This is a genomic window from Leuconostoc pseudomesenteroides KCTC 3652 (genome assembly GCF_014634745.1).
Taxonomy (GTDB): domain Bacteria; phylum Bacillota; class Bacilli; order Lactobacillales; family Lactobacillaceae; genus Leuconostoc; species Leuconostoc pseudomesenteroides.
This window is the reverse complement of sequence record NZ_BMBP01000003.1, coordinates 153,502-167,633: the sequence shown is the minus strand read 5'-3', so window position 1 is coordinate 167,633 and position 14,132 is coordinate 153,502. Positions and strand designations below refer to the sequence as shown.

Below are 14,132 nucleotides of genomic sequence, written 5' to 3'. Positions count from 1 at the left end.
TACAATTAGACTTATGAAAAAAGTAGGCTTAATAATCGTGGCCATGGTGGGCATAATGGGTGTTTTTTGGATCACTAATGTGGTCAATCAAACACATCATGATGAACCCAAAAGAACATTACAAATTAAAAAAATGAAACAACTGAAGGTCAAAAAATTGACAACAACAGCTTCAGCAGCAGTTGTCTTAAATCGTGATACTGGCCAATTAGTAGGGACTAAAAACGGTACGCGACCATTAGCAATTGCCTCGATTAGCAAGTTAATGACTGGGTATTTAACGTTGGAGAAATTAGCAATGACAGACATGATTGAACCATCTGCTAATACAGTTAAAATTGGTGAAGAACCTGAATTAGAAGCTGTTCCGTTGGACGCTGGAACCACTTATCGGACTGGTGATTTACTCAATGCAGCCTTGCAATTATCTGCTAATGATGCCGCGATTGCCTTAGGAGATGAAATAAGCGGTTCACAGGCACGTTTTGCAAAGTTAATGACAGCAACCGTCAAGCAATGGGATATTAAAACAGCAAAATGGTATAACGCTGCGGGCATACGTAATGATGAAATGGAAGATGACAAAGTCAACGCACCAAATAATGCTGAAAACATGATGTCTGCAATTGATGTTGCCAAAATGAGCGAGCAAATTTTGAAGCATCAGCCAAAAATAATAGCAATATTGAGTCAAACAACGAGTACTTTCAATGGCACAACTCAAGCGTCAAATTTTTCACTAATGAATAACTATTTTAGTCAGACAAAATATCAGGTCACGGGTGGTAAATTAGGTGTTTCTGTTAAATCTGGTGTGTCATTTGTTGGGTTCTTTACGTACAAAAAGCATCACTTTGTTACTGTTGTGCTGCATGCGGATCAGTACAAAAACTTAGCGGCTGTTTTTCGTGAAACAAAACGGATTCTTGATGAAACTGTGTAAATTGGGCAATAAAAAAACGATCACAATCGATCGTTTTTTTGGGGCTTTAATTAACCTTTAAACACCCAAGCATCACCATTGGCAGCCAATAATTTATCGGATGCTTCAGGACCCATTGAGCCCGACTTGTAAGTTTCAAGTGGTGCTTTATCTGCGGTATAAACGGCTGAAATAGCATCAACGAACTTCCAAGCGATTGAAACGCCATTCCAGTCAGCGAAGTTAGAGCCATCACCATTCATAGTGTCGTGAATCATACGTTCGTATGGTTCTGGCGTGTTCTTCTTATCTTCGTCAGATACAGTCCAACCTAAGTCAATTGTACGTGTGTTGAAAGCATCTTCAACTGACTTGGCGTTCAACTTCAATTCGATAGCACCCTTTGGATCAATGATAATTGACAAGACAGCTTCTTGTGCTTCTTGTTCTGAACCAAAGTTAAACGTGCCAGCCTTAAAGACGATATCAACCCGTGTCTGTTTAGCAGCTAAGCGCTTACCTGAACGGACATAGAATGGGACACCCTCCCAACGTGGCAAATCAAATTGCAATTCGCCGGCGATGAAGGTATTGTTTTTAGAATCAGCAGGTACGTCTAATTCTTCAAGGTATGGCTTGAAGTCAGCTGAATCACCGGCACCATATTGTGCACGAACAAAGTATTTGTTAACTTCTGCTTCATCATAGATCTTCAAAGCATTAAAGGCTGCGTTTTTAGCGGCACGAATGTCTTTGTCAGTGAATGATTCTGGTTTTTCCATGGCTAACCAACCAACAATTTGCATGGTGTGGTTTTGAATCATGTCAAGCAATGCACCGGCTGTGTCATAGTAGCCGGCACGTTCTTCGACACCCAAGACTTCTGACAATGTTACTTGAACGTTCTTGATGTAATCCTTGTTCCAAGCAGCATCGAAAATTGGGTTACCAAAGCGAAGGGCAGCAATGTTTTGAACCATTTCCTTACCAAGGTAGTGGTCAATACGGAATAGTTGGTTATCATCAAATGCGTTTTCCAAGTCATTTTGGAGTTCGGCAGCTGTGTCATATGATGTACCGAAAGGCTTTTCAATCATCAAACGGTTGTAACCAGTGTCAGCTAGTAGGCCTTCTGACTTAAGATATTTGGCAATTGTACCAAAGAAACGTGGCGCAACTGACATATAGAAAATGCGGTTGCCATCGATATCAAATTTGTCGGCAGCTTCTTCAATCGCCTCTTTTAAAACAGCGTATGAAGCAGCATCTGTTACGTCGTGTGCACGGTATGAGAAATGTTCGATGAACGCCTCAGCTTGTGCTTGATCGTCAGTGAAATCTTTAATTGAATCACGAACCAATTGTTTGAATTCGTCATCATTGAGGGCTTGACGGGCCGTTCCAACAATGGCAAAATGCTTTTGCAAGTAGCCTTTTTTATAAAGATTGAAAACTGATGGGTAAAGCTTACGCTTGGCCAAGTCACCAGTGCCACCAAAGAAAGTTACTAACGTCTTGATTTCTGAAACCATGATGTACCCCTTATTTTTAGTTAAATTCACTTTTCATTATAGCGCAAAATAGCGGAAAAAGTAACCGTTTTCAGCGTTTTTTAAACGTTTATCATCTAAAATTGGATATCTGTCGTGAAATTTTGCACTTGACCTTATCACCTGTTCGTTACACAATAATAAAAAAGCAAATGAGGAGTACAACAAATGAAATGGTTTTGGATAGGATTAGCTGCCTATTTGATTGTGACATTTACTGTGGGTATTGGTTGGGCATTTGCCGGCTTAATTGTCGCTGGCATGATTTATGTGGTTATTAAACTGATGGCTAACGGGCGCGACTCACGGCGCTAATAAATTGTCTAACCAGTAGGTACTGCGTGTACTGATAGCAACTTTTCATGGTACAATTGGATATTGTAAAAGCACTCAATATTCGGAGAATTTATGCAAATTGACTTAACTGATAGACCGCGGCCACTTAATGAGAAGTGGCTGCTTTTTGGAACATTACTATCAAATACTGGCAACTCAATGATTTGGCCAGTGACAACGCTGTATATGACCGGCGCATTGCACCAGACATTTACGACCGCAGGCATTGTTTTGATGATTGGCTCAATTATCAGCATGATTGGCTCGTTTGTCGGTGGTAAATTATTTGATCACTGGCGACCTTATGAAGCTTTGTTGATAACTAGCTTCATCATTTTAATTGCGGTATCTAGTTTGATTGTGTGGCATGATTGGCCAGCGTTTGCGGGCTTAATTTGGTTGGCTAATTTTGGCATGGGTGTTGAGCAAACGCTAGTTAATTCCTTTGCTACCACTGTTCCGGGTGAAAAAACACGGATTGTTTTCAATAATATGTATATCGTGCTCAATATTGGTGTGGTTTTGGGAACATTGGCTGTGGGCTATCTGTTTGATTATGGTTTTAGTCTGTTGATGATTATCTCATCTGTGTTATATTTTTTCCTAATGTTGATTATTGCGACTAAGTTCAACGTACCGATTACTCATGTGCGCGGGGAAACAGTGATTGTGGATTCGGCAACTGCTACCGTAGAGACGAACCAAGTACGCCCGACTTTTCGTTTGACGCCCTTATTAGTGGGGATTGGTGCCTTATTATTTATTACTTATCTTTCCTATATGTTGTGGGAAACGGTGATGGCACCACACATGAAAGCATTGGGTATGCCAACACGGAATTATGCAGACTTATGGATGATTAACGGCATTACGATTATTTTGTTGCAAAAAGTGGTGTCCGGTTGGGCTAATAAGCATCCTTACCAAATTTCGGTTATTCTTGGTAGTCTGATTTTTGCTTCGAGCTTTTTCTTTTTGATGTTTGTCAAAGAGTTTTGGCAGATTGTGCTAGTGTTTGAACTGTTGACGATTGGTGAAATGCTACAAAGTCCGCAAGTTCCGGCATGGGTTGCTAAGATTACACCAAAAGAAGTTGCTGGGCAGGCACAAGGCTTTGTCTCAATGATGATTAGCTCAGGTCGTGTGATTGGTCCTATTTATTCCGGTATTATGATGGATCGTGGTTTGATGAATATGATGTTTTTGTCTGTGTTTGTGATGATGTTGCTCATCACAGCAAGTCTAGCTTGGACTATTTTCAAGAGCAAACATGTTAAAACATCTTAAAAGGCAGATTGTAGCAATGCAATCTGCTTTTTTTGATAAGCGTACGTTGGCATATAATTGGTAGAACAAGGTACAATAATAACTGATAATTCATTGTAATAAGGAGCAAAAATATGAATATTAGAACGCAGGTAATTCATGGCGGGCATCAAGTTGATCCACAAACAGGTGCTGTTAATATGCCTATTTATCAAACGACAACGTTCAAGCAGACAGAATTAGGAGGTGGCGCGAAGTGGGAATACACACGGTCAGAAAACCCAACGCGCGCCTCTTTGGAAGAATTAATTGCTAGTTTGGAACATGGCACTGCTGGTTTTGCTTTTTCATCTGGTATGAGTGCGATTCATGCAGTAATGAGCACCTTGTCAGCAGGCGATCATATCTTATTGGCTGATGATGTCTATGGTGGTACTTTTCGGTTAGTTAATTCGATATTAGCGCGCTTAGGTATTACGTATGATCAGGTTGACATGGCTGATTTACCAGCAGTCACTAGCGCGTTTACAGCGAATACGAAGATGATTTTTTTGGAAACACCCACGAATCCTTTGTTGAAGTTAGCCGATATCCAAGCGTTGTCATTAATTGCTCATAATCATCAGGCCACTTTGGCAGTCGATAACACATTTGCGACGCCCTATAATCAAGTACCCCTTGACCTTGGTGCAGACTTTGTCGTGCATTCTGGGACCAAATATATCGGTGGTCATTCGGACGTCTTGAGTGGCTTTGTAGTGACAAATGACGATCGACATTCAGCTGAAATCAAACATTTACAAATGTCAATTGGGGCAACTTTGGGTGCGTCAGATAGTTATTTAGTCTTGCGTAGTCTCAAAACATTTGCCCTGCGTATGCGAGCACACAATGATAATGCGCAAGCTTTGTTCAACTGGTTGCAGACGCAATCTCAAGTGGCCAAAATCTATTATCCGGGTGACGCGTCATCGGCGCAATATGCGATTGCGCAAAAACAAATGCATGGTGGTTTTGGTGGGATGATTTCAGTCGAATTACAGGCAGGATTAGATGTCAAAAAATTTGTGGAAAGTCTCAAAATTTTTACATTGGCTGAAAGTCTTGGCGGTGTAGAAAGCTTGGTAGAAGTGCCTGCGGTGATGACACATGCGTCTATTCCGGCTGACATACGTCATGAACACGGCATCACTGATGAACTGATCCGCATTTCAGTTGGTATCGAAGACAGCCAAGATCTAATTGCGGATTTTCAACAAGGTTTGGCACAGCTTTGAACTTTAAAAGTACCACTTGAAAAAAGTAATTGAATCAGTTACACTAGATTTACTTGAAATTAGCACAAATAAGTAAGACGACACTCGGCGTGAAGAGAAGCAGTGGTTGGTGAAAACTGCACAGGTGTCATAATCTGAAGTACAGCTATCCATTTAAGCGTGGCAGCACCATGTTAACAAATGCCAAAGTGATGCGTTTTATGACGCATAAGCTGGGTGGTACCACGGATTCTTAATGAAATGTCAATTCGTCCCTTTGTCATTGTGACGGCAGGGACGTTTTTTATTTGACATAAAATGGAGAGAATACTATGGTTACAAAATTGAAGACTAAAATTTCTGTGACGCTGCTGCTTGTGGCGGTCGCAATTTTAGCAGTGGGTGTGATTGGATTCGGATTATCTCCGATTGCGCCGTTAATGTTGGTAATTGGGCTCATTATTGTTGTTGCACGGTGTTTTGGCGTGAGCTGGCAAGCCAGTCAAAAAGCATTGTTAAGCGGTGTGTCATCTGGTATTGCACCGTTATTTTTGTTCTTATTGATCGGCTCGTTAATTGCACTGTGGTTAGCAACTGGTGTGATTCCAACGATGATTTGGGTTGGCTTTAAATTACTCAGTCCACAACTATTTTTGCCCACAGCTTTATTATCAACAGCAATTGTTGGTACCTTGATTGGTAGTGCTTTTACGACATTATCGACGGTTGGGGTTGCACTAATGGGTGTGGGAACGTTGATGGGATTTGATCCCGCTTTAATTGCTGGAACAGTATTATCTGGGGCAATTTTTGGTGATAAAAGTTCGCCCCTATCAGATTCTACTAATCTAGCTAGCGCGATTTCTGAAACAGATCTGTTTGCACATATTAAAAACTTGATGTGGACAACCTTACCTGCGTTGATTTTGTCACTTGTGATGACTATTATATTGGGATTTGGGCATCAAACAAGTGGGGATGCGACCGCTAAAATTAGCCGTTTATTACCACTACTAGCGCCTACTTGGTGGGCTATTGTACCGCTTGGCTTGTTAGTCATCACAGCCTGGCGAAAAATACCGGCGATTCCGGCTTTGATGATCAATATTTTGATTTCAAGTATCGCTTTTGTAACGCAACATAGTTTGACGGCTTGGGCTGATTTATTGATTAATGGCTTCAAAACAAGTAGCCATAACGCTACTTTGATGGCTTTGATGAATCGTGGTGGCATGTCTGCTATGATGCCAACAGTGATGATGATAATGCTTGCCTTGGCTTTTGGTGGTTTGCTCAGTGGCTTAGGAATTTTGTCGCGTGTCATGGCACCAGTGGTTGTCTATTTAAAAACACAACGTGCGATGATTGTGGCGACATTGTTAACAGGGATTGCGGCGAACTTTTTAGTTGGTGAGCAGTATCTCGCAACCATTTTGCCGGGGCAATTATTCAAAGATAGTTTTAAGCGTGTTGGCTTATCAGCGCTAGCGTTAGGTCGTACGATTGAAGATAGTGGTACTGTAATGAATTATTTGGTGCCGTGGGGCGTTGCCGGCGCTTTTGCAGCGCAAACACTTGGTGTATCAGTGCTTGCTTTTGCGCCATTCACGTTCTTTGCGCTATTTTCACCCGTTATGTCATTGCTTTCGGCTGTGACAGGAATTGGTTTGAAGCAACTTGAAAAATGATATAATTGCGGTAACTGTTTGATGGGGGTATAAAATGTTAATTCGAGATATGGTGCGCACTAAGCCAATTAGTTGGTTGTTATTCATTGTCGGGTCAGATATTATGATGACCTATGGGATTAACATTGCCCATCACAGCCACTTTGTGCGGGCACAAGATTATCCAACAATTGCCAAGTTTGTGGCCATGGATCTCATTAGTTTTGTCTTCATTATGCTTTTTTTTGATTGGCTGCACCACAAATTTGCGCAAGATGGACAAGAAACGTTGATTGATATTGTGTTACGAATTGGTGGTAATCTGATGGCCGCTTATTTTGGTTGGTTTACGATTGGCTTTATCGTTCTACAAGTGATTGATTTTCAAGCACAAACATTCTGGTGGTTGGTTGTGATTTCTGCTGTGCTGGCTGTGATGAATTGGCTATTTAGGCGTGTTTCACCAATCAAATTCCAGCTTAATCCCAGTAAAAATCAGTGATGGTAGCACATGCTATAATGGAAAGTATGCAGAATCAAACGCCGGAAACAATTTTAAAAGAAACTTTTGGATATGACCAGTTCAGAACGGGACAATTGTCAGTCATTAACAAGGTATTAGCGCACAAGCACGCCTTGGCCATCATGCCAACCGGTGGTGGTAAATCCATCACCTATCAGCTGCCAGCCATGATGTTTGAAGGATTGACGTTAGTAATTTCACCACTCATTTCCTTAATGAAGGATCAAGTTGACGGTTTAAATACATTAGGGATCCCAGCAACTTTTTTGAACTCAACAGTCGATGGTCAGGAACAAGCCCAACGCATGTCGGATCTACGTCATGGTGTTTATAAAATGTTGTATGTTGCGCCTGAACGCCTTGAAGTAAAAAGCTTTTTTAGCTTTGTGCAACAGTTACCGGTGGACTTAATTGCCATTGATGAAGCGCACGTTTTGTCGCAATGGGGACACGACTTTAGACCAAGTTACCTCAACATCTTGCCTTTATTGTCCGAAATTCCCGGTAATCCAGCAATTCTTGGTTTGACGGCCACAGCGACTGAACGTGTCCGTGAAAATTTACAAGAGCTTTTGGGCGTTAGTGACGATGACACTGTACTTACTGGATTTGCGCGGGATAATTTGGCGTTGAAAATAGTCCGAAACCAAGATAAACGTGATTATATTGCTAAATATCTGCGTGAAAACGCTGACCAGACTGGGATTATTTATGCGGCAACACGCAAACAAGTCGACGAGTTGACAGCCTATCTGAATAAAATTGGGATTCATGCTGCTCGTTATCATGCGGGCTTGTCAGAAAAGGAAAGACAAAAGCAACAGGAAGCTTTTCTCTATGACGAAAGCCCAGTCATTGTGGCAACGAATGCTTTTGGAATGGGCATTAACAAGCCGAATGTGCGCTACGTCATTCATTATTCAGTACCGGGCAATATTGAAGCATACTACCAAGAAATTGGCCGCGCCGGTCGTGACGGCTTGCCAGCTGAAGCAATTTTGCTGTATGCACCTCAGGATATCCATCTGCAAGAATTTTTCGTGCAAAAATCAGAAGGTTCCGAAGCCTACAAGCAAAATGAATACGATAAAATTCGTGAAATGAATGCGTATGCGAATACCCAAACGTGTCTTCCACGCTATTTGTTGCAATATTTTGGTGAGACAGTAACACAAGACTGTGGTCGGTGTTCGAACTGTTTAGATGAGCGAGAATTAGTTGATGTGACGGTAGATGCACAAAAGGTCTTAGCTAACGTTATGCGCATGAATCAGCGCTTTGGCAAAACAATGGTTGCCAAAGTGTTGAAAGGTTCTAATGATGCAAGTGTGAAAAAGTACGAGTATTTGCGTGACTTACCCACATTTGGTTTGATGAAAGAGCGCACTTTGAAAGATTTAACTCAGTTTATTGATTATTTGACGGCTGACGGCTACTTGCGTTTTGAAGGAGCAGAATATCCGGTGTTAAAGGTCACTAAACTGGGCGCCGATGTCCTTAAAGGTCAGGGAAATGTTACCAAACGATTGGAAAAGGTTCGCATTCTTCGTCAATCAGCGACGCAAGAGGGCTTGAAATTGTCAGATGATGATAATCGCTTGTTCGCTCAGTTGAAAGAAAAGCGCTTAGCATTGGCGCGTGAGGCCGGCATTCCACCGTTCTTAATTTTCTCCGATAAAACACTCATGGCCATGGCTCAAAATCGGCCACAAACAAACGAAGCATTTTTGGCCATTTCTGGTGTTGGTGAAAAAAAGTTTGATATTTACCATGATGATTTTGCCGCTGTGATTAATGATTATGTTGTTAGTTAAAATGTTGTGAGAGCTGGGTGATGTGGATCCCAATCGTTGAACAAAATACAATTAACTAAAAAACTCATTGGTGAGTTGACGATAGTTAGAAGTTGTTTAAGAATCAAAGCATTCATTGTTGGTGTGAGATTGCTATAATTTAGGTTGGCGTTGGTCGCGTTGAGGGCCATATTTTCAACGAAAAAATGTAAAACGAAATAATAAAGTTCACTGCGACTAAATTTTGCACCAATGCCTTCTAGGTGATGATCAAATCAAAATAGGCTAAGTGATGCATATTTTCAGTTGCATCCGAGCCATTTTGTTGAAGTCTTTTTGGTGAATTGAGGAGACTAAAAAACAAATGACGATCAGAAAGATTGTCATTTGTTTTTTTATTTTTTTGGCGTTAATAATTTCTATCAAGTCACGCTCATATTGAAAAAATTGTTGGCATGAATTGGACTAGATTCAATCAATAATTGATACAATTTGATTTTGATTTAATCTAATAGGATTATAGTATAGGTGTGGTCAGGTATATGACCATACTCTCCCAAATTAATTTCATATTCTCTCTGAATATCTCTTAAACCAGATGAACTCCCTCATCTGGTTTTTCTCTGTTAACTTTTTGTGCAATAAGTATTTATTTGTGCTAAAGGTTTGCAAATTAGGGAGGGGTGGTTGATGGTAATAGGTTAAATTAATAATTATCTTAGGTACGTAAAAGCTTTGTTATATCACAAAGGCTAATAGTCGCGCAAAGCGTGGCTATTACGATGTACTACAGTTACATTAACTAATAAGTTTGGGAATTCCAATTTTTTCGAGCTCATCGCTGGCAGGCGACGAGCTTTTATTTTACACAAACATCCCAACCTGTCAGGGCGAGGTATGTGTAGTATTGACGTTCGTCGAAATACTTTTGCAACTAAATTAACGTTATGGCAACAAAAATTTGCCATAATGCAGCGTTGAAAAGTTGTACTTCATTAATTAATTGTGTTAAGAATATTCACCACCTTTCACGACGTTAAATCTTAAAACACTGTAAAAAACCTAGCAGATCTAGGTTTTTTAGCGATAGCGTTGTTCATAAGTAAATAATTCGGACTATTTTCTTGGTTACTAATTAAACCGAACAGCTGAATAAAATATTAGCACATTGCTAAATGTATGATGTTAATTTCTGAAAATTGGGTACTTAGATAAAATATTAAACTAATTAACGTTCACATCAGAGATTTATGTGATAATTTAAAGTAAAATAAGCGTCAGCAGTTCTTTTTAAAATTAAAATGAACGGAGGGAATAAGTACATGACAAAACGATATGTTGGAGAAATTTTTCAAGAAATTAGAAAGAATCGAGGGCTCACGATTACAGAGGCGGCTGGAAAAGCAGTAGATAGATCCTTCATTTCAAAATTTGAAAATGGACAAACTGACATTTCTTTAACTAAATTGATTCAGATTTTACATAATATTGGTTTAACTTTGTCAGAATTTTCAGAGGAAATTACGCAGAATGAAAATAATTTGGAAATGTTTTTAACCAGGGTGGGGACATTGTTTCACAGTCGTAATTTTGAATCTCTTAAAGAAATGCAACTATCGCAGAAAATTCATTGGCAACAAACGCATAATAAAATTTATAAAGTGAATTTTATACTTATTTCATCGCTGATAAATATCAATCAAAATCCATCTGTTAGCCCTGCTAATGTGCAGTACATTGTAAATTACTTGTTTGATGTTGGTGAATGGCGTTGTTATGAATATCAATTGTTTAGCCGTGTCATACATATATTGCCGATAAATATAATTGATTATTATTTGTCTATCATTGTGACAAAATACAATGATTTGGACAAAGCAATACAGGTTGCCATCATTAAGTCATTAGAAAATCGAATTGTACTGGCTATTGACAATAATGACTTGAAGTTTGGCAACCACTGGTATCAAGTGTTATTAAAGTTTGATATTCCAGATGGTGAAGCTTACTTAACTATTAAAAGAAAATTATTATTAGGAATGTTGTATATTATGGATTCAAGAGAAAGAAGTCGTGGTATACACGTTGTTCAACAACAAATAGCTTTACTCAGAGAAATTGGTTTCGTTCGAATGGCTGCTTACCATCAAGACCAATTAGATCAATTTATACAAGTGCATCATAAAAAGTAATGTTGAATATATTCAACATTTAATTAGCTTAGTTTTGTTAGGATTATACTGATAATATTAAAAATTAAGGAGGCATTTGATTATGTCACAAGAAATTAAGTTTGAGGAAGTTGCTGTTTTGAAGGTTGAGTCATCGCGTAAGTTAGATACTTGCTATGATTTTGAATAAAATTTGAACACTTCTAGAAAATTCGAAACAATTGTTTCGTTTTTTTAATGCTCGCAAGGAGGTCACTTTAATGTTACAAAATTACACACAGGAAGTTTGGAAAACAGAAAACAAATTTAAATTTACAATGCTTGATATGATACCAGAATTAACGGGGTTAATAGATATCCAATGGGCTTCTCTATTTGAAATTTTTTTTAAACGGAATGCACAATATGATATGTTTTTTTTTCGAGACACTTTAAAGGTACTGAAAGGTTCGATTTATTACCAAAGTGTTTTAGCCTATGCAGCACAACATGAATTACCAGATAAGCATGGCATCATATCATCTTCTAATGCAACATCTGTTTTGTTTATTAGGCGAGGGGCTCAAATAACGCAATACAAAATAAAAGGCAAAGTAACGGACGAACAGATTTATCAACAGTTTAATATTAATTATATTTGGAGTAATGATTTATGAAAATTGGTCGCTTCCAAAAAAATGAAATTCGTTTATTATCTGGCTACTACCTCATGCTTATTTTAATAGATAGCACTATGTATTCAGCCTTTACAATGATGATATTGTCCTATTTTTCAAATCAGCTAAAATTATTGATTTTGGGAATTGAATCTTTAGTAGCAATTTTTATTTTTATAGATACAAATCGAAAAAAAAAGATGTTAGTTGGACTAAAGCTACAGGACTATATTTATTTAGGTGAGTTTGGCTTGATTTTGTTTTTATGTTTTCCTAATAGCATATTCATAAAATGTTTCAGTTATGCCATAGTAACATTGTCAACCTCTTTACTAGTATTGGATATTTCAAAAAGTATTATTATACAACAGAGTCAATTTGAAATTGGCTTCATGAAATTAGCTAACTTAAAAACATTTGCTACACTAATTGGTTTTGGTATTGGCGGTATTTTAAACGCTCAATTTATTCCGTCTTTGATTATCCTGATTATGATTGTTTTTGCCGTGTCTTTGATTCTAGTAAATAGATTTTCTAAGGTTGATAGCCATAAATCACTTACTATTTCGATTGGCAAAATTGAGGATATATTTACGGTTTTTGTACTAGGAATTTTGACTGCTAATACCTCAGTATGGGTTCCGATTGTAGCAGTGAGTTTACAACATCAGTATGTTCATTTAACGGTTATAGCTTTCGTACTACCTGGTGTTTTAACTTTGATATTAATGCGTTGGCTAATTAAGGTACCAACTGTGATTATTTTGATTTTATTTGTTGTTCAATCGCTCATTATGATTATTGGCTTTATAAATCAGAGTGCAATTGTTCAAACATTTTGTTTAGCTTTTATTGTACCAACTAGTTTAAGCATAAGTGTTCATCTCAGAAGCCAATTTTTTAAGAAAAATACTATCTTTGACCTTAAAAGTTTAATTCAACTTTTATCAGTGAATAGTAACACTGTTTTATTTGTGTTGGCTATTTTGAGCATTATAGTACCAAACATTGGGATTTATTTATTATTAGTAAATATGGTGTCAATGATTATATTAGTTATTAAAAGTCAAAAGGAAAAGTTATGAAAATTGGATTTAGTTATAGACCAGCGATTCATTCTAAGAATCTAAATGAATTGTTGCCACTCGTGGACTATGTCGAGATTATGCCGGATATTATGAGTAGCAATGAAATATACCTTATTCAAGACAAATTATCTGGTAAAGAGGTGGGCTAGTGCGTAGGAACACCAGCTCTTTTTATTTGTCACTTGTCAATCAAACACTGTCTCATAAAGGTCTCATGGAGGACAAATTTCACAAGTTAGAAAAGGTATGCTGTGAGTAGTGTGAGAGGTAGACAAATTTCTAACAAAGAAATTTACAAATGACAATTACAGAAAAAGCGTCCCGACTGAAGTGAACCCGATAACTTGGACAGAATAAAAATCTGTTCAGAAAGTTATTGGTTTTTTATGTCTAAATATTCAAATGAATTAAAAATCATGATTGTTAAAACATGGATCTCGGGTGCTAAGAGTTCCACTGAATTAATCCCAAAATATGGCATCGGTAGTGATCACATAATCCGCGAATGGTGTAACAAGCATCAAATTACAGGTTCCATTGGTTCGGCAAGCTACAAAACCTATACGCCTGAATTCAAAATGCAGGTCATTAATGATTATCTTTCAAGACACTCATATTCTGAGGTGTCACGTCATTTTGTGCTCTTCCCTAGTACAAACAGTCGCTAATTGGTTGAGCACCTACCGCAAATTCGGTTACTAAGTAGGTACGGCAATGGGTTAAAACCTAAACCGAAAGGCAGACAACCGACTATGGGACGCAAACGCATTCATCCACTCACACCAGAACAACAAGAACTCGCTGACTTAAGGCAAGAGAATTATCAACTCAAGATGAAAGTGGCGATCTTATTGTGGTAGGCAACGCGTACAAAAAATTAAAAGCCTTAGTGGCTCAACGAACC

At 38.4% G+C, this 14,132-nt stretch carries 12 protein-coding genes; 11 read left to right on the top strand and 1 reads right to left on the bottom strand.

Translation table 11 applies throughout. The annotated features are described in order from the left end of the window. The first annotated feature begins 13 nt into the window (after positions 1-13). Positions 14-943 (top strand): D-alanyl-D-alanine carboxypeptidase family protein, encoded by a 930-nt coding sequence (locus IEU65_RS05325; RefSeq protein ID WP_031941009.1) that lies wholly within the window; start codon positions 14-16, stop codon positions 941-943. 50 nt (positions 944-993) lie between these two features. Here the strand turns inward: IEU65_RS05325 and zwf are convergent, their stop codons facing one another. After that, complete coding sequence (zwf, locus tag IEU65_RS05320) at positions 994-2,454, bottom strand: glucose-6-phosphate dehydrogenase (protein WP_010278795.1); 1,461 nt, start codon at positions 2,452-2,454, stop codon at positions 994-996. A gap of 186 nt (positions 2,455-2,640) precedes the next feature. On the opposite strand from zwf, the gene IEU65_RS05315 reads away from it, so the two are divergent. From IEU65_RS05315 to IEU65_RS10385, 10 genes are all read left to right on the top strand, one after another. After that, on the top strand, positions 2,641-2,787 hold the full coding sequence (locus IEU65_RS05315; RefSeq protein WP_010278782.1) for a hypothetical protein: 147 nt from the start codon (positions 2,641-2,643) through the stop codon (positions 2,785-2,787). Positions 2,788-2,880: 93 nt separating this feature from the next. Beyond that, complete coding sequence (locus tag IEU65_RS05310; protein ID WP_010278779.1) at positions 2,881-4,095, top strand: MFS transporter; 1,215 nt, start codon at positions 2,881-2,883, stop codon at positions 4,093-4,095. 113 nt (positions 4,096-4,208) lie between these two features. Then, a complete protein-coding gene (locus tag IEU65_RS05305) occupies positions 4,209-5,351 on the top strand; it encodes a trans-sulfuration enzyme family protein (protein ID WP_010278775.1) in 1,143 nt (380 codons plus the stop codon). Between the two features lie 311 nt (positions 5,352-5,662). After that, positions 5,663-7,018 (top strand): Na+/H+ antiporter NhaC family protein, encoded by a 1,356-nt coding sequence (locus tag IEU65_RS05300; RefSeq protein ID WP_010278771.1) that lies wholly within the window; start codon positions 5,663-5,665, stop codon positions 7,016-7,018. A 34-nt stretch (positions 7,019-7,052) separates the two neighbouring features. Then, entirely contained in the window at positions 7,053-7,499 is a 447-nt protein-coding gene (locus tag IEU65_RS05295) for a hypothetical protein (RefSeq protein ID WP_010278767.1), read from the top strand. A 26-nt stretch (positions 7,500-7,525) separates the two neighbouring features. Then, positions 7,526-9,334: a DNA helicase RecQ gene (recQ, locus tag IEU65_RS05290; protein WP_031941008.1), complete on the top strand. Its 1,809-nt coding sequence runs from the start codon at positions 7,526-7,528 to the stop codon at positions 9,332-9,334. A gap of 1,301 nt (positions 9,335-10,635) precedes the next feature. Continuing rightward, a complete protein-coding gene (locus IEU65_RS05285; RefSeq protein WP_010278759.1) occupies positions 10,636-11,505 on the top strand; it encodes an Rgg/GadR/MutR family transcriptional regulator in 870 nt (289 codons plus the stop codon). 239 nt (positions 11,506-11,744) lie between these two features. Then, the gene (locus IEU65_RS05280) at positions 11,745-12,140 is read left to right on the top strand and encodes a hypothetical protein (RefSeq protein WP_010278754.1); all 396 of its coding nucleotides are present in this window, start codon (positions 11,745-11,747) and stop codon (positions 12,138-12,140) included. Then, on the top strand, positions 12,137-13,225 hold the full coding sequence (locus tag IEU65_RS05275; protein WP_010278751.1) for a hypothetical protein: 1,089 nt from the start codon (positions 12,137-12,139) through the stop codon (positions 13,223-13,225). The genes IEU65_RS05280 and IEU65_RS05275 overlap by 4 nt, the downstream gene beginning before the upstream one ends. A gap of 389 nt (positions 13,226-13,614) precedes the next feature. Beyond that, on the top strand, positions 13,615-13,896 hold the full coding sequence (locus IEU65_RS10385) for a transposase (protein WP_228935023.1): 282 nt from the start codon (positions 13,615-13,617) through the stop codon (positions 13,894-13,896). Positions 13,897-14,132 lie beyond the last annotated feature (236 nt).